The following is a 22172-nucleotide window of genomic DNA, read 5'->3' as shown; positions in this document are numbered from 1 at the left end:
TCTAGTTGTATAGTCTGTATTTAATAGTTCTACCTTACCCTTTTTTATTTCTCTGCTTATTGTAGTTCTGTGTCTATCTAGTTCCTCCGCTATTTTAGTTATTGATTTTTCTTGAATATTATATAAATGCTCTATAATTTTTCTTTCTTCCCATTTTAAATGTTTCCCTTTCCTATTTTCTGTGGTATAATTATCTTGACACATGCCTGATACCTCCATAAATGTTTTCTTTGGTTAGTTAACATTATATATGAGGTATTGGTATGTGTCACCTTTTTATTTATCCTGTGCATTTAATTATACAATGTTCCAAAATATTTGATATCTAACAAATATTTCAATATTTTATTGTTAATTTATTATAAATTCATTCATATATCATGAGATTATGCAACTAATAACTTATCTTAATTTTTTCTGAATTACTAGATATAATAAATACTCTCATGTTGTACATAATAGCATTTTAAGTATTTAAAAAATCAATCACTGTAAAATAATCAAAAAAATATTTGGAAAAAAAAGGAAATTAATTATGAATCTCTAATACTATATATATGCCACATTTATTTGTCACACCCCTTAGTGAAGTACTTCACTAAAAAATGCTACAATTAACATCATAAAGTCCATAGTTTTTGGACGTATAGAAAGGAGGTGGTATTTACTGAAAAACAACTTTATTATTAAAGGCATTGGGTTAAATACCAAAAATGCCATTGGAAAAATTCATAATATCAAACATGACCCAAATCCTAAAGAAAATACAATTATTGTTACTGAAAGATTAACTTATAATTTATATATGGATTTAAAAAAGATTAACATTAAAGGAATTATAACTGACTATGGCGGTCTAGGAAGTCATATTGCAATTATTGCTAAGCAAAATAAATTACCAGCTGTTCTTGGAGTTTACTTGCAGAATAATAAAAAAGCCACTGATATTTTAAATAGTAATGATTTAGTAATCTTAAATTCGAAAGATGGTATCATTAAAAAATTGAATCAAGAAGAATTATTCAAAATCTTAATAAATAATGAACCATTTTAAACCATATAAATTTAAAATTAAATCTAATTATTTAAAAGTAAATTTATATTCAATTCTCTACATAAAGGAGTGGAAAAATGAAAAATTTAATAGCTAAAAAAGCTTTAATTAATATTAGTATCTTCTTTATGATTTTAGCTACTGCTTTTTTATCACTAGGAATAATTATATTTTTAAATAAAAATAGTTTCCAACCAAAAATATTGTCCTTTTTAGGAACAATAGTCTGTCTATTATTTGCTTTATTAGCTAAACCAACCAAAAATTAACTTTTGGTTATAATGCTTATACTACTAATATACTTATATGTTTACAGGATAATGAACATCTGTAAAAACCCTTTTATAATTGAGCTTACCCATTAAATTTTACAGAAATAGTTTCATTATTTCCTGTATTTTTTTTTGCTTTTATCTAATTATATTTTAAATCCTTATTTGCCTTATTTTTAATAATATGGTAATATAATATTTGGTGATATAATCTTTTCATCAATTATTTACTACTAATATACTTGTTAACTTTTTAAGTTACTCATTAATACTAGCAGAATATTATGTGTTTAACATTGCAGATTGTAGCAAAGGGGGAAGTAAATAATGAAATCAACTGGCATTGTTAGAAGAGTAGATGATTTAGGAAGAATAGTGATTCCTATTGATCTTCGTAGAACTTTAAATATTGAACCTAAGAGTCCTTTAGAAATATACGTAGATGATAATAAAATCATTCTAAAAAAACATAAACCTACTTGTTTCTTCTGTGGCAGTACAGGTGAAACAATTGAATTTAAGGGTAAAATTATCTGCTCAAAATGTTTAGAAGATATGAAAACAATTAATAAATAACCTACTTATTTAAAATTAATAACTTACTTGTATAAGCCAGATTCAATAGCTATTGAATCTGGCTTATACTTTATCCAATTTTAAAAGCATAAACATAAATCTCCTATCATAAAAATACTATTATATAAGAGAATTCTATAATTAACTCTTAGGTATCACCATTTATACTAAAAACCATATAACAGAGTAAAGATTTAGGGAGGTTTATATTTTGAATCTAACAGCAAGTAAAAAGAAAATTTATCTACAAGCATTAATTGCTATCTCTATTACTGTATCATTAATTATTTTCTCAGAAAATAGCTTTCAAGCGGCAGTAAATGGGTTACATACTTGGTGGGAAATAGTCTTTCCGGCCTTACTTCCGTTCTTCATTATGGCTGAAATCTTAATGGGATTAGGAGTAGTTCATTTTATAGGTGCATTATTAGAGCCACTAATGCGACCTGTATTTAAATTACCAGGCGTAGGTGCATTTGCTTTTGCTATGGGATTGGCTTCTGGCTATCCAATTGGTGCTAAAATTACTGGGAATTTAAGAAGAGAAAAGCTATGTACACAAGTAGAAGGTGAACGATTAGTTGCTTTCTGTAACACAGCCGATCCTTTGTTTATGATCGGAGCAGTAGCTGTAGGTATGTTTAGTAAACCAGAATTAGGATTAACTCTAGCTATAGCTCATTATATATCTTGCATTCTTGTTGGTTTAATAATGCGTTTTTATGACCCACCTCATAGCAATGAAGATACTAAAACAACTTCAAGAACAGAAGATAATATTATTAAACACGCTTTTGCTGAATTATACCAGGCTCGTAAAAAAGATGGGCGACCTTTTGGTGAGCTATTAGGAGATGCAATTGTTGAATCGGTTAATACCTTATTATTAGTTGGCGGCTTCATTATTCTATTTTCAGTAATTACTGAAGTCTTACATTTAATTGGTATCACCAAACTACTTACTACTATCCTTTTACCTATCTTAAAGCCCTTAGGCATTGATAAATCCTTAGTCTTACCGATTATTAGTGGCATCTTTGAAATTACTAATGGTACAGATTTAGCAAGCCAAGCAGCAGCACCTTTAGCCCAACAAGTAATCATTGCCAGTGGTATTATTGCCTGGAGTGGACTTTCAGTTCATGCTCAGGTAGCGACTATGGTAAATGGAACTGATATTCGAATTAAGCCATATATCTGGGCTAGAATTTTACATGGAGTCCTAGCTAGTATTGTAACCTTCTTTATCTTTGAGCCACTCAAAAGTATAAGTTCACAAGGGACTATTCCAGTCTTTGGTATTGAAAGTTATAACCTTGGTAATTTTTCATTAGGAATTACAAATTACTTTGAACGAATTGAAATTTTAAGTTTAGGTATTTTGGCTCTTTTAAGTAGTTTGATTTTAATTTCAATTGTAATATATCTAGTTCGAAAGATTACTTTAATTGTAGTTAAAGTTTAACCAATAAAAATATTTACTATATCTTCAAAATAATATTAAATTTAAAATCCAATGAACCTTGTGCTAATGTCGATTTGAATCCCACCCTCGGCACCATATTTTAACTCTATATAATATATAATAATACGATTTAACATAAAATAACTCCTGAAATTCAAAATTAGAATTTCAGGAGTTTCATTGGTCCAAACAAGTTTTTCCTTTTATACTTTATCTTCCTACAGTAATAAATATTTTTCAACCCATAATATCTTCTCTACATTTCCTTCTGAAATGAGAAAATTATTTTACCATTGCCGCAATTCAATTGGTAATCCATCAGGATCTCTTATTTCAGCTCTTTTAGAAGGCCCTAAATCTACTGGACCCCAACTGATTTCTACTCCTTTATCTTCTAAATATGTTATTGCTTTATCCATATCCTTTACTTCTAAGGCTAACATTCTGTAACCAACCTGCCAGTCCTGCTTTAAAACAGGTTGTGGTTCTTCTACAGATAATAATTCAAGCATTGAATCATTTAATTCTAAATAAACGACTTCCTTTATTGATGATGCATCAACTTCTTCTCTTTGTTTAATCTTAAATTCCAGTATTCCAGTATAAAATGCAATTGACACTTCGATATCTGATGGTATGATTTCAACATGATCAATTCTTTTAAACATTTTAATCCTCCTACTTCATAATTTAATATTACTATTTGATTATTGATCTTATATTCTTTACTAATTCATTAAGAATTTAAAGGATAAAATCAATCTGATCTTTTAATTTCTTGTAATACTTCTTCAAATTTTTCATAAGGTTGAGCTCCTACAATACGATATTCATCATTAATAATAAAAGGTTGATTCAATCGATCATATAACCGGTCTATCGATTCACGATCAAATTTCTTAGTTATATCTTCACCTTCTAGTGGTGTTTCAGGATGAATTTCTAAACCATACCACTCTTCTTCAATATCAAATTTTTGCTTTAACCGATCGACAATAGCCTTGCCGATATAACAAAAAGGTCAGATATAATCAGAATAAATTTTCATCTTAATCATATAGCCCACCTCCTAAATATATTAATTACACCTGTACTTTTATGCGAATATCAATAATACAATTATATTTCTTCAATCTCCCAACTATGTTCAAATTCTATACATCCTTTAAGTGTCTGAGCAACTGGACACCCTTGTTCGAATACATCTAGTGCTCGCTTAGCTTCTTTAAGTTTATCAGTTGGTATCTTTAACTCATAGTGGCAACGAATTCGAGTAATCTTCAGTATTCCTTTCTCTTCTTCAATTACACCTTCAAAATGACCTTTCAATTTATCAGGAAAAGTAGAAATTTTGCGCGCCTCCAGCGCACCTGCAAGAGTACCTGTTAGTCATCCACCTGCGGCAGAAACAATATGATCAAGTGTTGATGGATACTCTTCCTTGGGTTCAACTCCATAAAATTCCTTTACCCCACCATGTACTCCAAAATGCAATGGCTTTTCGAAACCCTCGATATAAACCCGTCGATTAGGTCTCTCATCTTGTATAATCGTGATTTTAGTAGTTTCAATTGGATCAATCGTCATAATTTAATCCTCCTTCTAAAGAATTATTAGTTTAATATTTTAACCTGACTATGTATAACTCTTATCATTGACATTTCTAATATTATTATGACTCAAATTCACTAATATATTAATTTAAAGCATAGCTTTTCTATGTTCACATTCTGAAGGAAATTTTCTAATTTCACAATCCTTACACTGGTTAAGAGAATCTATTGCACTCCTAACATTCTCTTTTGTATCCCTTAAACTCTGCTTGTTTAACTTTAAATAATACTTTATCATCTTCAGCATGTGCTGTTCCTGAAGGTTTTAGTTTAACTATGAATAATTATATCATAACCTTTACGCAAACGTAAAGTCAGTAATAAGCTTTTTAGCATATTATATTTAGAAAAAATAATATGAATTTTTAAAGAGTATGCCCATAATCTCATATATTAAATTCTCACCGACAAGTAGTCGACGAACGCCGCCGACTCACAGCCAGAAAATATAAAATTATTTACATAAAGTTTATTTAATTTAGGAATATATATCAGAAAACTCTAGATCAATTTTATCTATAAAATCACGTTGCATTCTATTCTTCTTTCTTTTAGTATTGGTTCTAGATAATACTTTAATAGGAAGTTCAATAATAAATTCACTTCCCTTTCCATATTCACTATTAAGACTAATTTCACCGTTATGCATTTCAATCAGCATCTTAACAAGAGTTAATCCAATACCACTACCTTCACTATTTCTTTTAAATGACTTGTCAACTTGACCAAATCTTTTAAATATTATCTCTTGTTTATCTTCTGGGATACCAATTCCTGTATCTTTTACAGAAACATAGACTTTTTTATCTTTTTCATAAACACTTACTATTATTTTATCACCTTTATCTGTAAACTTTATGGCATTCGATAGTAAATTCAACATAATTCTTTCAATATTAAAGGGATCACAAGCAATTTCCCTTTCTTTTATATCCAAAATCAACTCTAACTTTCTATCTTTATTTCTTGCATATTCCGTAACCGAAGAGACTATATCTTTAATAAGTTTTACTATATCATAATTTTCTAAATTTAAATTAAAAGAGTCAGAATTTATTTTAGTAATATCAACTAAATTATTAACTAATTTTAAAAGCCTATAACCATTTTGTTGAATAGTATTTATATACTTTTTAAACTTACTACTGTCTTCTAATTCTAATTTCTTTTCTTGATAAAAGTCTAACATCTGCAATGCAGAAAAAATTAAATTTAAAGGAGTCTTAAATTCATGTGATAGATTAGCAATAAACTGTGTTCTAAGCTTATTAGTTTCTAATTCACTCTTTAACAATTCTTTTTCTGTAATATCCATCCCAGAGATTATTACTCCTTCTATATCTCCTTCTCCATCCTTTAATGTCGCAATATGAAAATTAACTTTCTTTTTTTGACCATTTTTTGTTAATATTTTTCTTTTAATATATCTACTTGATGCCGTTCCTTCATTAATTGTAGCTTTAAAATTTTCTTTAGCTTCCTCTCTCTCTTCTGAAACAATAAAATTATTAATCCAGACTTCATTAATCAATTCTTCTTTGCTATAATTTAAAATTTCACATCCTTTTTTATTAACTGATACTATCTTCCCATATCTATCTAAAACTAAAAATATTACTTCTGAAATATCAAGATATTTTTCTAATTTTTCCTTTTGATAGTTTAATTTTTCTTCTATCTCTTTTCTTTTGGTTAAATCATTAAAAAAGATTATAGTTCCTGAAAATTTATCACTAACATCAAGCATCTTCTTGAATTTGACTTCAAAAAATCTCAAACCATTTTTAGTATAAATATTCTTACTAAATTTAGCTTCTGATCTATTACTAGCAGCAAATTTATTCAATTCTTCCTCAAACCAGGGCAGCGATTCTCCCCTCAATTTTTGACTATAATAAGTTTCACCCGGAACATGAAAATCTATAAGTATATCTAAAGCCTCTGAATTAGCATTATTAATTTTATTTTCATTATTAACTAAAATCACCGGTTCTGGAACACTTTCTAAAATGGTTAAATATTTATTTTTTTCATTAACTAATCTTCGATTTTCAGCTTGAAGTTCAACTAATTCCTCATTTTGATTAATAGTTTCCCATTCTTCAATAATTTTAATTTCTAAATAATCAAAAAAACGTTCTATAATTAAATAATATTGACTTTTAGCAATTTCTTGAAAATTAGATTGCATAATAAGATCGATATAACTTTGCTTGTAATACTTAATTAAACTAAGAAACATTTTTAATGAAAGGCCTCTTTTAAGATGTCTTTGCGCTTCCAAAATAGTAAAAGCTTCTATTCTTCCATCATTAATTCTTTTTCTAAAATTCAATTCAGACGCTTCATTATCTATCTTCAAAAATTCTACAAGCTCTTTAGATAGTCCACTCATTGATATCCGCCAAGCTTCTCGGAGGGTTGAAGTATATTGAGTATAACCGTGTTTTTTTGCATAATAAATTATTCTATCAATTAAAAAATCTTGATTATCTTCAATAAGTTTTACTAACGGTTCCGTTTCTTTCTTTATACTCACTAAACTCATAATCATCCCCCTCTTCAAAATCCTTTAAAATTAAATTTTAATCAATCAAACTATTATTAAGATATTAATTGACTGTCTTCATTCAAAATACCTTTATTTTTACAAAATCCCTTCTGAATTATCACAAAAAACACATGTTTTTTTATCTTGCTTAGCAGTATAGAACTCTTTTTGACATTCATTACAAACCTTCTTTAGTCCAACTATCACTTCTTGTTCACTATTATTTAAATTATGATTTAAGTCTTTTTTAATATTAATTTGCTGCTTATAGCAAACATCTTTACAAAGACCACAGTTCGTACATAATTTATGATTAGCCATAATTTTCTTTTCAGATTCTTCATCAATTGTACTTAAAACTCCATTAGGACATAATGTAGTACAAACTTGGCAGAAATCACAATCACCATCAAATTCAAGCTTCCAAAATAAAGATGATAAATCATCCTCATTTACTTCTATAGCGTTCTCTTCCAATCTTTTGATTAATGATAAAAGCTCTTGTCTTTTAATCTTAGCTTTGGCAATAGAATTCTTTTGTTCTTTTTCTTTTTTTTGTTCAAAAGTTAATAAACTCTTTATACCATTAACACTTTCTTGCTTTAATTTATTTATAAATTCTCTACGTCCAATTCCACTAGAATTTAATTCATCTTCAGTAAACTCACTATTTCTAAATCCAAAAGCATTTGGCGTGAAATTAGGTCTTTTAGTTGAAATAAAAACCCTAGATTCATCAAAATATCTCTTCAATAAAAGGTTACAATTGTGTACTATCTCCTCTATTAATGCTCTTCCACTCTTTAATTGACATTTAGCACACTGTCCAGGCTTCAGCCAAATTAAATCCGCACCAATAAAAAGTAACTTTAATAGCATTCTTTCTGATAACCTGCCTAAACATTCAATCTGAACACTATTTTTCTCCTCTATTGCTGCTTGACAATTAATTAAAAGAGAGTGATCTGTATTAAAGTTTTCTTGAGCTTTATTCAAGACAGCAGCATCAGAATTTTTCTCTAATTCGAATACATTATTAGGACAGCTAGTAGTACAAAGTCCACAATTATTACACTTATTAAAATCGATTTTCAATTCTTTATTAATTATACTAATAGCATTTTGAGGGCATATATCAATACAACTAGAGCAACTACTCTTAGAAGAAATTACTCTAGTACAATATCTTGCTTCAAGTTTAATTGGCTTTATGTCTATTTGTTCAATGAGATTAAATATTCTATTTAACATCTTTTCATCCCATCCTTAAGAGAATTACTCGTCTTTCTCTAATTCTTTTACTTCACTAGTTACATCTTCAGTTGCTTTCTTAAATTCTTTAATCCCTGAACCAACTGATTTCCCAATCTCAGGCAATTTACTTGGGCCAAAAATCACCAAAGTTATTACTAATATTAAAATTAATTCTGGTGCTCCTAATCCAAACATATAAACCCCTCACTTTCTTTTAATAGTTTAATATTTAAACTCAACTATATAAGTACTACTTTTTAATTATAGTACCCTCTTGACCAAGAGGGTACTGATATACACTACTTACTATCACTTCTTATCTGTCTTCCTATATTAGGAGAGATAAAACGTACTGAAGGGTTAGTTAGATTTGGATTTGGGAACCCTGGCAAACTCCTTTTAACTTTTGATTTATGAAAGCCACTTAACTCAATCAAATCTAAAGCTCCCACTACACAATTATCTACACAAGCTGGTTTTTTCCCAGCAGCTAAGCGTTCATAACATAACTCACATTTTTCAACTTTTTTAAGATTTACATTAAATTGAGGAGCATTATAAGGACAAGCCTTAATACAAGACTTGCAACCAATACATTTTTCTTGATCCTGCATAACAATACCATCTTCCCTTTTACTATAAGCATCAACTGGACATACCTTTTGACATGCAGGATTAGCACAATGATTACAAGCTATAGACATGTGATTTCTTTCTGGAGCTGAATACTCTTTTTCTTCAAGAAGATATACTCTCCTCCAACGCGGTTTAACATCTATTTGATACTCATTTTTACAAGCCATTTCACAACCATGACAACCTACACATCTTTCAGAATTTATCAAAAAACCTAACTGTTTTTTAGCCATTTTCTATCCCTCCTTTTAAACCTTTTCTACTTTAACAAAATTATCGTGGAAAGCTAATCCTGGACTACCAGTAGCATGTTCACCCATATCTGAAGGTGTTGCCTTCACAATATCATTGACTGAGTAATTTGAATCCTTATACCAAGCTTCATAAGCAACAACTGCATCTTTTGGTACAGTACCGGTTAATTTAGCCTTTGCTTTTATCTTCCCTAGTTCATTCGAAAGTTTAATTAAATCTCCCTCTTTAATTCTCTTCTTCTGAGCTAAATCCGGATGAATCTCTATTTCAGGTTCAGAATCCATATTCATCATCCAATCTAGATTCTGGAATTGAGAATGAAGACCATATTTCCAATGAGGAGTTAATAGCCTTACTGGATACTTCACCGATGCTTTTGCTTCTTTCTTATAACTTGGAATAGCTGGATGACCATACTTAGTAGCAGTCTTAGAATAAAGTTCATACTTACCTGATGGAGTACGGAAGTTACCATCAGACCAAGATTGAGTTGGTAAATTAGCTTTCTTAGGTCCTTTTCTCAATTCATTATAATCTTTAATTCCCAACATATCATAAATTCCATCGTTAAACTCCTTAGCTAACCATTCTTCTTGACTTATATCAGTTGGGAAAGTACAAGAACCTGGTTCCAACTCATTCATTTTACGTGACAGAGCCATAGCAATTTCTAAATCACTTTTAGCTTCATAGAGAGGATCAATCGCTTGCTCATTAATATTTACCCAATAATGCCAATAGCTTGCATTTACATCAGGGTGCTCAAAGAGAGTTGTACAAGGTAAGACTATATCTGAATGTTTTACAGTCTCATTCATAAATTGATCTACAGTTACCACTAAGTCCATAGCATCGAAGGCCCTTTTGGAAGTTTCAACATCCGGATGCTGATCAATTGTATTACGACAAGCTATCCATAACATCTTAATTGGTGGGTCATCAGCTGCTAGTACTTCAGCACCAAAATTATTAATATTAACTGTTCGATTTGACATACTTCCATCAGGATTCTCTACACCTACTGAACCTGAAGGTGGAGATTGAACCATAGCATTGTAATTAAAACCCCAAGTTTCTAAATGCGCATACTGAACTCCAGCTCCAGGCTTACCAATCTTACCTGTAATAGCTCCTAAAGCATCAATTGCTCGAACGGTTTGTCCACCGTTAATATGACGTTGCAAACCATAACCAGCCCAAATATTAGCTTTTGCAGTAGTAGCATAATCTTTAGCTAACTGAATAATTACTTTCTCTGGTAAGCCAGTCTTTTCTGCGGCCCAGCTAATTGAAACTTCTTTTCGTAAATAATCAGCAAATTCTTTAAAACCGACCACATTCTCTTCAATATATTTCTTATCTATATAATCATTATCTAAAATATATTTTGCCATAGCTAATGCTAAAGCTCCATCAGTACCAGTCTTTATTTGTAACCAAGTATCTGCTTTAGAAGCAGTTTGAGTTTGGATAGGGTCAATAACAACTACTTTTGCTCCATTTTCTTTAGCTTCTTGAATAAAAGGCATCGTATGAATTGAACACCAAGCAGGGTTAGCTCCCCAGATAATAATCAAATCTGAATTAGCCATGTCTTCTGGATCTGAATTGTATATAGCTCCCATATCAAAATTCTGAGAATCAATACCCGCTGGCCAACATGGAGTCCCTAAACTTCGAGTGGTATATCCAATACTAGACATCATACCCTCTACAACATAATGTAAAATACCAAAGTTACCTGAGTATTTATCCATTGCTATAGGTAGTGTAGAACCATACTCTTCTTTAATCTCTAAAACCTTCTTCGCTATAATATCCATAGCTTTATCCCAGCTTATTCTTCGCCAATTACCAGAACCTCTAGGCTCTTGAATCATTGGGTATTTTATACGATCAGGACTATAAACTCGATGGGCATAAGTATAGCCTTTAACACAAAGTTTTCCTTGAGTAAAGCCATGCTTCGGATCACCATCAACTTTTTCTAGAACACCATCTTTTACATAACTCAAAATACCACAAGTATCATAACAATTACGAGGACAGGCATTACGAAAAACATCATAACCCAAATTATAATCTGTACCTGCTTTAACAGTTTTCTTCCCTAAATCAATAGGCATTAAAGAACTAAGACCAGCAACTGCTCCTACACCTATAGCTCCTTTTAAAAAGTTTCTTCTTGAAAACGCTTTACTAAATCCTTTAGAATTTTTATCGGTCATTTAAAGTCACCTCCTATATTATTTTACTTTGACCGACATACAACTACTTTAACTATTAACCTGTAACTCCTCTTCTTTTAAAAACCCCTTTAAATATAGACCAACCCCTTTCATAAACTTAGTTTCAGCCTTATCTATTATTAAATCAGCAAACTCTAACCCCCATTGTAATAAATGTTCATTTAAAAACTTCTCGTATAATTCTTGATAGTAATTTACTTCTTCTTCAGCCTGTTTCTCTTGAGACATAATTATTAACCTAGTTATATAACTTAAAAACTCTAATTCTATACCAATATGATCATCTGGTTCTTTTCCTTGATTTTCAAGTTTAAGGCCTTCAGATTGATAAAAATTACGCACTTCCAAAGTAGAAGGTCCCATAATTAAACCTTCATCTCGATAAACAGATTCATATGGTGGAGCTTGTAACTTATCTGGACCAACAAAAAGTCGATTAAAATCGAAAAGAATCTCCTTCCATAAGCTTTCATTATTTTGAACGTTATTCTCTAACAACGACCAGCATTGATCAAAAAACTCGTTAGAGTGATAATCATCATATTCGCTTAAAGAAGTTAGAAAACTACTGATTTTTCTAGTATGAATAATACTATCTTTATTCGACAACATCATATCTTTTAATTTATTCAATACATGTAGTCTCCGCTTCCACAGTCCTTCATTAAATTGGCTAGTCATCTACTTCTCCCCCTTAACAAAAACTATAATTTTAACTTTTAACCTATTTTGCTAAATCAGCTTTTATATGCTACCCAGTCAATTTCTAATGAAATTAACTACCACTTATTGCTTATGATATATGTCATAGTTCTACATATAAAAACATTTCCCTTCTTTTTATATGAAAAAAATATTTTTTTCGACATCTTTAGACATATGCTTCAACTTTGCTTGCTGTTGTTAAACCTGCTTTAAACTAAGACTAATTAATTTGGCAGCCTGGCAGTCTTTATATTTAAGACCCATAGCTTTGCGCCCCTGCTTCACAACAAGTTTGCCCCTTCAAAATTAATTATTTATTTTAAAATAACAAAAAAGACCAAGCTTTAAAAGCCTAGTCTTAGGAAATCTCCTCTAAATGTTCTTTTGGTTGCAATTCAGTTCTATTTTTTCTAATCTCATTTAACTTTTTCTCTAAACCACTCTCTATTTCTGCTAATACTTCATCAGCATATTCATTAACACCAACTCTAATTTCATTAGCTACTTCTTGGGCTTCCTTAACAACATCAACCTCCGCAATAATCTTTTTAATTTCTTCATCAGCTCGATTCTTCGCGTCATCTAAAATTTCTTGCCGCTTACTCAATAATTCTTCAGCTTCTCCAATTGCTACCGGTAATTCTTCTTCTAATTCTGCTATTAAATTTAATACATAATCTGAATCAATCAAGACCTTTTTAGTCAGAGGAATCTTATCTCCATTCTCGACCATAAACCTTAATTCGTCTATAATTTCACTTACCTTCATCCCTGATTCCCTCCTATTTTCTTCTTTAGTCTGGAAATGACATGCTCAGGAACTAAATCTTCTATACACCCACCAAAATTAGATACTTCTTTAATGATACTAGAACTGAGATAGGCATACTTATTATTAGTCATCATAAAGATAGTCTCAACCTCTGGCTCTAACTTCTTATTCATAGATGCCATTTGAAACTCTGTCTCAAAATCAGAAACAGCCCGTAAACCACGAACAATTACCTGAGCTTTTTGCTGTTTGATATAATCAGTTAATAATCCTTCAAAAGAATCAACTTCTACATTTTCAAAATCAGCCACTGCTTCAGTAATTATTTCTACTCTTTCTTCCATTGAGAATAATGGTTTCTTATTTGGATTATGAAAAACAGCTACAATCACGTTATCAAATATCTTAGTAGTTCTTTCTATTATATCTAAATGTCCATTAGTAATCGGGTCAAAACTTCCCGGATAAACAGCAATTTTTGTCATTATACTTCCCCTTTCTCCACTTTCATATATAAATTTAGTCTTGTATTGCCATAATCCCTTCTTCTAATCAAATTTAAATCAGAAAATTCTACTTTTATCTCGTCATTCTTATGATGTTCTACAGCAATAATACCTGCTCGTTTTAATAGTTTAGACTTTAAAATTTTGTTGATAGTTGGCACAATTAATCCTTCCCAATAAGGAGGGTCCATTAGGATAATATCAAAACTCTTAGGATTAAATCGTCCTATTTCCTTTAAAACGTCACCTTGAACAACTTCAGACCTTTCATCTAACCCAGTATTTTCTAAATTTTCTTTAATAATTTCAATATGACTACCTACTTTTTCTATAAAAGTAACACTTCTAGCTCCTCTACTTAAAGCTTCAATTCCTAAACCACCGAACCCAGCATAAAGATCCAATACATCTATATCTACAATTTCAGAACCAAACATATTAAATAAAGCTTCCTTAACTCGATCTGTTGTTGGTCGTGCTTTTCTTCCCGTCTTTGATTTTAATTTTTGGCCTTTAACCTGACCTGCAATTACTCGCATCGATAAGCCTCCTATACAGAAATATTTACCTCATGATTTCTCTTCGAAATGTGAATAGAAATATCGACTATCTGAAAAAATATTACTACTACTTAAAGGAGGTGACAAATTACTTTAAGTTTTTAAGAAATATTGGAGTAATAAAGAAGAAAAAATAAGAGTCCTCCCCATTAATTCTTCCTCCAATTTCTCCTCTCCCAAAAGAAGTTGGTGTTATTAACACCAACTTCTAATAAATTTGTTTGCAATTTTTATATAATTAATCGACACTACCAATGAATTATTCCCATAATCTTATTATTAATTTTCCCCACTTAACTAATATCTATTAATTCGAAATCAGCCCCAAATTTTAACTGAATAAATGCTTTTAATAATCGATGCCTCAATTCATTAAGCTCAGGGTCCTTTTCAACCACACCTAAAGCTTGTTCTCTAGCTATTTCTAATAGCTCACTATCCCGTAAAAGATTTGCTATCTTTAAATCCGGTAGACCATGTTGGCGAGTACCAAAGAATTCACCAGGTCCCCTTAATTTTAAGTCTTCTTCTGCAATTACAAAACCATCGGTAGACTGAGTCATAATCTTCATCCTATCTCGTCCTGTCTCTGTCTTAGGATTAGCAATTAAAATACAGTATGACTGATATTTGCCTCGTCCAACTCTGCCGCGTAACTGATGCAGTTGAGCCAAACCAAATCTTTGGGCATCAATAATAACCATCAAAGTAGCATTAGGAACATTAACCCCTACCTCAATTACCGTAGTAGATACCAGAATATCAATTTTTTGTTCACGAAAATCACGCATAATCGCTTCTTTTTTATCAGACTTTAATTGTCCGTGTAATAAACCGATACTAAAATCAGTAAAGATGTCATTTTGTAGCTCTGCTGCCATCTCAACAGCAGAACTGACATCTATCTTTTCAGACTCTTCTACTAAAGGACAGACAAAGTATGCTTGTCTTCCGGCACTTAGCTCTTGTCGAATAAAAGAATAGATTTTAGGATAAGCCTTCTCTGACCTCCATTCCGTAACTACCGGTTTCCTCCCTGGAGGTAATTCATCAATAACTGATAGATCTAAATCTCCATATAGAGTTAGAGCCAAAGTACGCGGGATAGGCGTAGCCGTCATTACCAAAACATCAGGATTCTCACCTTTTTCTTTAAATGTTGCTCGCTGCCTTACCCCAAATCTATGTTGTTCATCAGTAATAACTAAACCTAAATTAGCAAAATTAATCCCTTCTTGAATTAAGGCATGAGTCCCGATTACGATATCAATATCCCCTTCTACTAACTTTTCTAATACCGTCTCTCTCTCTTGTTTAGTCAAACTCCCGACTAACAGAGCTACTTCTATGCCATAACAGCTTAAAGATTCTTTCAGACTTAAATAGTGTTGTTCAGCTAAAATCTCTGTTGGAGCCATCATTGCTCCTTGATAACCACTTCTGACCGCTTTTAAAAGTGCTAAAGTAGCAACTACCGTCTTTCCAGAGCCTACGTCCCCCTGAATTAAACGATTCATAGGTATCGGTTCTTTCATATCTTCTTTAATCTCATCCCATACTTTAGCCTGAGCTGAAGTCAGTTCAAATGGTAAATCAACTAGATAATCATCAATTAAACTTTCATCTCCATTATGTACTACTCCTTCTTCCTCAGTTAATGAATCTACCTTTCTTAAAACTATACCCAATTGCAAAATAAATAATTCGTCAAAAGCCAATCTTTTTCGAGCCATTTTAGCTTCTTCAATCTTATCAGGAAAATGAATCTTCTTTAATGCCTGCTTAATTTCTAAGAAATTATGTTGCTCTCTTAATTTCTTGGAAATAAACTCTGGAAATTCACTCAAATATTTATCAAGAATTCTCTTAACTATCTTTCTTAAAAAGTTTTGACTAAGCCCCTCAGTCGTTGGATAAATAGGCAATACCCTACCAACATATAAATTATTGCTTTTATTTATTAATTCATAATTAGGATTACTCATCTGTAACTGCCCGTACTCTCTTTTAACCTTACCACTAAAAGCTACTGGTATACCTCGAGAAAATTTCTGTTTAATATATGGTTGATTAAACCAAACTCCAGCTAAACTTCCTGTCCCATCATTAATTACTATCTTAGTAATTACTAATCCCTTACGTGGACGAATCTCTTCAATATTAATAACTTGACCCTGAACGGTTACCTGACTCCCTGAGTTTAACTCTCTTATTTTAGAATTAGTACTCCAATCCCGATAGTCACGAGGAAAATAGAATAACATATCATAAATAGTATGAATACCTAATCGAGCCAACTGTTTAGCCCTCTTTTTACCCACTCCTTTTACATAACGAACTGATTTTTGCCAGATTTCGGGCAAGCTAGTATCAGTGGTTTTTGCATCATCAGTATCTATAATAGTCTCCTTAGTCCTCTTACTTCCTCTTTTATCTTTATTAACTTTACCCTCAATTTTTTGCTTCTTTTCTCTTTCGTTCTTTAACTCTTTTTTAGGTACTCTTTTTTTCTTAGCATCTCCCTCTTTAATTAAATTAACCAATTGATTAAATAATTGTTTACTATTTAATAGCTTCTTTTCTCTAATTTGTGGTCTAACTTCAGCATAATCAGTAAAGATAGTCCTTAGCTCATCTATTGCTTCTAAACTTTCTTTTTTATCTGTCATATTAGCTAATTCATTAAGCCATTTTAGAATATAAGCATCAAAACCTCCAAAGACAGAAGAATTATTGTAACCTAACTTCTTTTCCGTCTTTAAAGGCTTCAATAATTTGCTTAAAACTTCTTTCTTTTGCTTCATTAATTCCACCTCAGCCAAATAACATAAACAATAATATATTATTTATTATTACCAAATCTTCATACTACTATAACACCTAAAGCACCCGGCCCAACATGAGTTCCGATTACTGGACTAATCTCAGATACTACTATCTCATCCCATTCTGCTAAGCCACTTAATTCTTCTTTCAACTTTTCTACATCTCTTAGTGCATTCCCGTGTACCAAACCTAATCTCGGATTAAAAGAACCTTCTCTTACTGCTAATTCTTTTTCAACTTGACTCTTAAGTTTGCGAAAAAGCCTCCGTTTACCTCTTGCTTTAGAATGAAGGTCGACTTCTCCTTCTTCATTTACCTTTAGGATTGGTTTGATATTCAATAAGCTACCTACAAAAGCACTGGCTTTACCGATTCTTCCACCTTTCTCTAAATAATCTAAAGTATCAACTGTAAATAATACCATTGATGCCTCTATTCTTTCTTTAATTCCCTCAATTATCTCTTGTAAAGCCAAGCCATTATTATTAGCTTGTACAGCATAAAGAACTAAAAATCCTAAACCTAAAGAAACACTTTTAGAATTTATAACTTCAATATTAATATCTGCTTCTTTTTCTACCATATCTGCTGCTAATCTTGCTGCCCTATAGGTGCCACTCAATTTTCCAGCCAAATGAAGTGAAATAATTGTCTCGCACTCACTCGCTAATTCAAAATACTTTTCTTTAAATTTACCTATTGCTGGTTGAGAAGTTTTAGGCAATTCATCTACTTTCTCTAATCTTGTAAAGAATTCATTAGGAGAAATATCTATCTTATCAGCAAAGAATTCATTATTAAAATTAACAGTTAAGGGTATCATCTCTATTCCTAATTCTTTTATTAACTCTAATGACAAATCAGCAGTGCTATCAGTAACAATCTTAATTGATGCCATTATATTTCCTCCTACTTTACTATAATTTTATTCGACAGAGATTAAATAATAATATATTGGTTGGTCTCCAGCATAAATTTCTATATCTACATCTACAAATTTAGCTTCTACACACTCTTTTAAACCCTCAACTTCTTCTTTATCAACTTCTTCACCATAGTAGATAGTAATTAATAAATCGTTATCAGTAACCATCTCTTCTAATAACTCTAAAATCGCTTCTTTTTTATCATCAGTAACAACCTTAATATCGCCCTCTGCTAGCCCTAATATATTATTCTGTTTAATTTCAATTCCATTTACTATTGCATCACGAACCGCATAAGTAACCTGACCTGTCTTAACCTGTCTAATCTCTTCTTCCATCATTTCTTTAACATCAACTATTTCGCCTCTTGGATTAAAGCCCATCATTGCTACAATCCCTTGGGGAATAGATGTAGTCGGTAAAACAATCACTTCTCTATCACTTAATTCAATAACCTGTTTTGCTGCAGAAATAACATTCTTATTATTAGGTAAAATTATTATCTTATTAGCATTAACTTTTTTAATAGCTGATAGTAAATCTTGAGTACTAGGATTCATAGACTGACCGCCTTCTATAATAAGATCGACTCCTAAGCTCTCTAAAATTTCTATAATACCTTGGCCAGATGCAACAGCTATTACTCCTATTCTATCTTTAAGTTCTTCTTTAATCGTTAACTCATCACTCTTTCCATGACTTTTAGAAGAAGTTCCTACTTCCATATTATCAATCTTAATCTTATTTAATTCCCCAAACTTCAACCCAGCTTCCAAAACTAGACCAGGATTATTAGTATGAACATGTACTTTAGTCACTCGGTCATTAGCCACTACTAAAAGTGAATCACCATAATCCTTTAGTACGCCCTTAATTTCTTTATCACTGATATTAGTATTATTAATCAAAAATTCAGTACAATATTTATATAATAACTCATCTCTTTCTCCTTCATTATGCTTATCTTCAATAGAAACTAAATCCAATTCCGACTCATCTACTACAACTTCCCCATCGCAAACAAAATATTTATAAAGACCTCTCAAGATAACAGCATAACCTTTTCCCCCAGCATCAACAACCCCTGCTTCCTCTAATACTTCTAATAACTCTGGAGTCTTCTTAACAGTTGTAGATGCCTGCTCACTAACTAAACGTAAAAACTCAATAATATCTTCTTCCTCTTTAGCTAAAGTAACTGCCGTTTCCCCAACCTCTCTAGCTACAGTCAAGATAGTCCCTTCTATCGGCTTCATAACCCCTTGATAGGCCTTCTTAGCTGCATTCTTCAATCCAACAGCTATCTCTTTTGTCCCAATCTTTTTTTGGTCATTAGCTACTTCTGCTACACCTCTTAATAGTTGAGAAAGGATAACACCAGAATTGCCTCTAGCTCCCATTAAAGCACCATTAGCGATCTCTTCTAATAATATAGCTATCGAATCAGTCTCTAAATCTTTAATTTCATCTATAGCTGTAGAGAAGGTTAGATACATATTAGTTCCTGTATCTCCATCTGGTACTGGAAAGACATTTAATGCATCAATCTCTTCTTTATAATTAGCAAAATAATTTAAAGCAAAAATAAAAGCTTCTTTACACATAGATACATCTAATTCATATATATTTTGGCTAATTTCATTATTATATTTATTAGTACATCCTTTACTATTAACCAACTTCACCCACTCTCACTCCTTGCACATTTATATTAATTTCACCCACTTCAGTCCCTGTATACTCTTCCAAAGTATATTTAACCTTATCGATTATATTATTAGAAACTTCAGAAATATTGATTCCATACTCTACTATTATATATAAATCAACAATTACTCTTCCATCTTGAATATTAACCTCTACCCCTTTATTTAGATTCTCCTTCCCCAAAAGATCAGATATACCATCCTGCACTCGCTGCGAAGCCATCCCCACTAAACCATAACATTCCATAGTAGCTAACCCCGCAATTATTGAAATTACTTCCTGAGAAATTGTAATCATACCTAATTCATTTCTTAACTCTTGGTTCATTATTAATTCCTCCTTATTCTATAATTTTATTTAAATCCGTAACTAATTCCTCTATATCAATCTCATGACTTTGTGCTACATCTTCAATCTTTTCCGAAACTGCTCCTAAACAGTTACTGCAGGCGAGACCATGATCAATAAAAACTTTTCTTGCTTCGGGGTACTTCTTCAAAACTTCTAAAATAGACATATCCTTATTTATACCCATCTTCTATCCCTCCTACTTAAATTATTATTCAACAAATTGCAAAAAAATCCTTCCCTGAGAGAAAAAATGGTTAATTTAGTCTTGCCATTTAGTATTAATTTGTGTTAAAATAATTAAGTGAGTTTGATTATTTACTTAAAGTTAATATTTGCTTTCATTTAAGGGGGTGTTTAGATATGGCAAGATATTGTGAAATTTGTGGAAAAGGATCTAATAAATCAAATGCTGTAACCAGAAGAGGTAAAGCTAAAAAAGAAGGTGGAGTAGGACGTAATGTAACTGGACGTTCTAAACGTACTCAAAAGCCTAACCTTCAGAAAGTAAAGGCTATCGTAGACGGTAGTACTAAGCGAATTAAAGTTTGTACTAAATGTCTAAAAGCAGGTAAAGTACAAAGAGCATACTAAATCTTATTTAATATAAATTAAGGGTTCGGATAATATCCGAACCCTTAATTATTTATTAATAAGAGGGGCTAACTCTATTTTTTAAGCATCTCTTTTGCCTTGGTAGCTACTTCTTCAGGAGTAATATCTAATTGCGCTACTCCACTCTCAATAGCTGCCTTAGCTACCGCCTTAGCAATCTCTGGAACAACTCGTTCATCAAACGGATCTGGAATCACATAATCAGCTGCTAATTCATCTTCTTCAATTAGATTAGCAATAGCATAAGCGGCAGCTACTTTCATCTCTTCATTAATATCTGTAGCTCTAACATCTAAAGCTCCTCTAAATACACCTGGAAATGCCAAAACATTATTAACCTGATTAGCAAAATCAGAGCGCCCAGTACCTACTACCTTGGCTCCTGCCTCTCTAGCGTCATCCGGATGAATTTCTGGAACCGGATTAGCCATTGCAAATAAGATCGGATCATCCGCCATACTAGCTACCATCTCTTTAGAAACAATGTCAGGAGCAGATACACCGATAAAGACATCAGCGTCTTCCATAGCTACGGCTAAGTCACCTTTTTTATTATTCTTATTTGTTATTTCAGCCATTTCAGCTTGAATTGAATTCATCTCTTTCTCATCAGGATGTAAGATACCAAAGATATCACTCATAATCACATCATCAACACCAGCATCTAGCAATAACTTAGCAATCGCAATCCCTGCTGAGCCAGCACCATTAACTACTACAGTTATATCTTCCATCTCTTTACCTACATATTTCAAAGCATTAATTAAACCCGAAGTAACTACAATAGCCGTTCCATGCTGGTCATCATGAAAGATTGGTATATTAGTCTCTTCTTTTAACTTAGCTTCAATCTCCATACATCTAGGAGCTGCAATGTCTTCTAAGTTAACACCACCAAAAGTAGGCTCTAATCTCTTAACTGTTTCTACAATTTCATCCACATTTTGAGTGCTAACACAGATTGGAAAAGCATCTACATTAGCAAACTCTTTAAAAAGTACCGCTTTTCCTTCCATTACAGGCATAGAAGCCTCTGCTCCAATATTACCTAATCCTAAAACAGCACTTCCATCAGAAACAACCGCCACTAGATTACTCTTAGCTGTATAATCATATACTTTATCAACATCTTTATCAATCTCTTTACATGGTTCAGCTACCCCTGGTGTATACGCAATACTAAGGTCTTCTCTATCTTCAACCTTAACCTTACTTTCCACACTTAACTTTCCTACATTTTCACGATGCATCTTTAAAGCTTTTTCCTTCATTGATGACATTA

The 22172-nt window shown here is 31.6% G+C and carries 23 protein-coding genes, 1 pseudogene and 1 riboswitch; of the genes and pseudogenes, 5 read left to right on the top strand and 19 right to left on the bottom strand.

Annotated elements, in window-relative coordinates; genetic code table 11:
* Nucleotides 1–204 (bottom strand): helix-turn-helix domain-containing protein (locus BM077_RS09080; protein WP_143079000.1); only part of this gene is annotated, 204 nt, incomplete at its 3' end.
* A gap of 409 nt (nt 205–613) precedes the next feature.
* Between BM077_RS09080 and BM077_RS14145 the strand changes: the two genes are divergently transcribed.
* The 4 genes from BM077_RS14145 to ylbJ all read left to right on the top strand — a co-directional run bounded on the left by BM077_RS14145 (nt 614) and on the right by ylbJ (nt 3367).
* Nucleotides 614–1054, top strand: coding sequence for a PEP-utilizing enzyme (locus tag BM077_RS14145; RefSeq protein WP_089749426.1), 441 nt, complete (start codon nt 614–616; stop codon nt 1052–1054).
* 77 nt (nt 1055–1131) lie between these two features.
* Nucleotides 1132–1323 carry a hypothetical protein gene (locus BM077_RS09070; RefSeq protein ID WP_090095230.1) on the top strand — a complete coding sequence of 64 codons (192 nt, stop codon included), beginning with the start codon at nt 1132–1134 and terminating at the stop codon, nt 1321–1323.
* Nucleotides 1324–1653: 330 nt separating this feature from the next.
* Nucleotides 1654–1902, top strand: a complete 249-nt coding sequence (locus BM077_RS09065) for an AbrB/MazE/SpoVT family DNA-binding domain-containing protein (protein ID WP_089749429.1) — start codon at nt 1654–1656, stop codon at nt 1900–1902.
* Nucleotides 1903–2113: 211 nt separating this feature from the next.
* Nucleotides 2114–3367 carry a sporulation integral membrane protein YlbJ gene (gene ylbJ, locus BM077_RS09060; RefSeq protein ID WP_089749431.1) on the top strand — a complete coding sequence of 418 codons (1254 nt, stop codon included), beginning with the start codon at nt 2114–2116 and terminating at the stop codon, nt 3365–3367.
* A gap of 287 nt (nt 3368–3654) precedes the next feature.
* Here the strand turns inward: ylbJ and BM077_RS09055 are convergent, their stop codons facing one another.
* From BM077_RS09055 to BM077_RS08975, 17 genes and pseudogenes are all read right to left on the bottom strand, one after another.
* A complete protein-coding gene (locus BM077_RS09055) occupies nt 3655–4035 on the bottom strand; it encodes a VOC family protein (protein WP_089749433.1) in 381 nt (126 codons plus the stop codon).
* A gap of 451 nt (nt 4036–4486) precedes the next feature.
* Nucleotides 4487–4735, bottom strand: a pseudogene (locus tag BM077_RS09050) (OsmC family protein); the annotation flags it as partial.
* A gap of 21 nt (nt 4736–4756) precedes the next feature.
* Nucleotides 4757–4954: a hypothetical protein gene (locus tag BM077_RS09045; RefSeq protein WP_089749437.1), complete on the bottom strand. Its 198-nt coding sequence runs from the start codon at nt 4952–4954 to the stop codon at nt 4757–4759.
* Nucleotides 4955–5458: 504 nt separating this feature from the next.
* The gene (locus BM077_RS09040) at nt 5459–7528 is read right to left on the bottom strand and encodes a PAS domain-containing sensor histidine kinase (protein ID WP_176941678.1); all 2070 of its coding nucleotides are present in this window, start codon (nt 7526–7528) and stop codon (nt 5459–5461) included.
* 99 nt (nt 7529–7627) lie between these two features.
* Entirely contained in the window at nt 7628–8782 is a 1155-nt protein-coding gene (locus BM077_RS09035; protein WP_089749442.1) for a 4Fe-4S binding protein, read from the bottom strand.
* Between the two features lie 24 nt (nt 8783–8806).
* Nucleotides 8807–8980: a Sec-independent protein translocase subunit TatA/TatB gene (locus tag BM077_RS09030; RefSeq protein WP_089749444.1), complete on the bottom strand. Its 174-nt coding sequence runs from the start codon at nt 8978–8980 to the stop codon at nt 8807–8809.
* Nucleotides 8981–9084: 104 nt separating this feature from the next.
* Entirely contained in the window at nt 9085–9654 is a 570-nt protein-coding gene (locus tag BM077_RS09025) for a 4Fe-4S dicluster domain-containing protein (protein WP_089749447.1), read from the bottom strand.
* A gap of 15 nt (nt 9655–9669) precedes the next feature.
* A complete protein-coding gene (locus tag BM077_RS09020; RefSeq protein WP_089749449.1) occupies nt 9670–11904 on the bottom strand; it encodes a molybdopterin-dependent oxidoreductase in 2235 nt (744 codons plus the stop codon).
* 48 nt (nt 11905–11952) lie between these two features.
* Nucleotides 11953–12606 (bottom strand): TorD/DmsD family molecular chaperone, encoded by a 654-nt coding sequence (locus BM077_RS09015; protein ID WP_089749452.1) that lies wholly within the window; start codon nt 12604–12606, stop codon nt 11953–11955.
* Between the two features lie 252 nt (nt 12607–12858).
* A riboswitch (cyclic di-GMP riboswitch) is annotated at nt 12859–12937 on the bottom strand.
* Nucleotides 12938–12988: 51 nt separating this feature from the next.
* Entirely contained in the window at nt 12989–13399 is a 411-nt protein-coding gene (locus BM077_RS09010; protein WP_089749454.1) for a type I restriction endonuclease subunit R, EcoR124 family, read from the bottom strand.
* A complete protein-coding gene (gene coaD, locus BM077_RS09005) occupies nt 13396–13887 on the bottom strand; it encodes a pantetheine-phosphate adenylyltransferase (RefSeq protein ID WP_089749456.1) in 492 nt (163 codons plus the stop codon). The genes BM077_RS09010 and coaD overlap by 4 nt, the downstream gene beginning before the upstream one ends.
* Nucleotides 13887–14447, bottom strand: a complete 561-nt coding sequence (gene rsmD / locus BM077_RS09000; RefSeq protein ID WP_089749458.1) for a 16S rRNA (guanine(966)-N(2))-methyltransferase RsmD — start codon at nt 14445–14447, stop codon at nt 13887–13889. The genes coaD and rsmD overlap by 1 nt, the downstream gene beginning before the upstream one ends.
* Nucleotides 14448–14761: 314 nt before the next feature.
* Nucleotides 14762–17272 (bottom strand): ATP-dependent DNA helicase RecG, encoded by a 2511-nt coding sequence (gene recG, locus BM077_RS08995; RefSeq protein ID WP_089749459.1) that lies wholly within the window; start codon nt 17270–17272, stop codon nt 14762–14764.
* 59 nt (nt 17273–17331) lie between these two features.
* Nucleotides 17332–18192 (bottom strand): DegV family protein, encoded by an 861-nt coding sequence (locus BM077_RS08990; RefSeq protein ID WP_089749461.1) that lies wholly within the window; start codon nt 18190–18192, stop codon nt 17332–17334.
* A 27-nt stretch (nt 18193–18219) separates the two neighbouring features.
* Nucleotides 18220–19905: a DAK2 domain-containing protein gene (locus BM077_RS08985; RefSeq protein WP_089749463.1), complete on the bottom strand. Its 1686-nt coding sequence runs from the start codon at nt 19903–19905 to the stop codon at nt 18220–18222.
* Nucleotides 19892–20254, bottom strand: a complete 363-nt coding sequence (locus tag BM077_RS08980; RefSeq protein WP_089749465.1) for an Asp23/Gls24 family envelope stress response protein — start codon at nt 20252–20254, stop codon at nt 19892–19894. Before BM077_RS08980 ends, BM077_RS08985 begins: the two co-directional genes overlap by 14 nt.
* A 13-nt stretch (nt 20255–20267) precedes the next feature.
* Nucleotides 20268–20462 (bottom strand): DUF1858 domain-containing protein, encoded by a 195-nt coding sequence (locus tag BM077_RS08975; RefSeq protein ID WP_089749467.1) that lies wholly within the window; start codon nt 20460–20462, stop codon nt 20268–20270.
* A gap of 176 nt (nt 20463–20638) precedes the next feature.
* On the opposite strand from BM077_RS08975, the gene rpmB reads away from it, so the two are divergent.
* Complete coding sequence (rpmB, locus tag BM077_RS08970; protein ID WP_090095228.1) at nt 20639–20869, top strand: 50S ribosomal protein L28; 231 nt, start codon at nt 20639–20641, stop codon at nt 20867–20869.
* 74 nt (nt 20870–20943) lie between these two features.
* Here rpmB and BM077_RS08965 read toward each other — a convergent pair whose 3' ends face one another.
* Nucleotides 20944–22170, bottom strand: a complete 1227-nt coding sequence (locus BM077_RS08965) for an NAD(P)-dependent malic enzyme (protein WP_089749471.1) — start codon at nt 22168–22170, stop codon at nt 20944–20946.
* Nucleotides 22171–22172 lie beyond the last annotated feature (2 nt).

Source organism: Candidatus Frackibacter sp. WG13, from assembly GCF_900114655.1.
Lineage (GTDB): Bacteria > Bacillota > Halanaerobiia > Halobacteroidales > Acetohalobiaceae > Frackibacter.
Note: the sequence above shows the minus strand (reverse complement) of the source record. Positions and strands in the feature narration are given on the sequence as shown.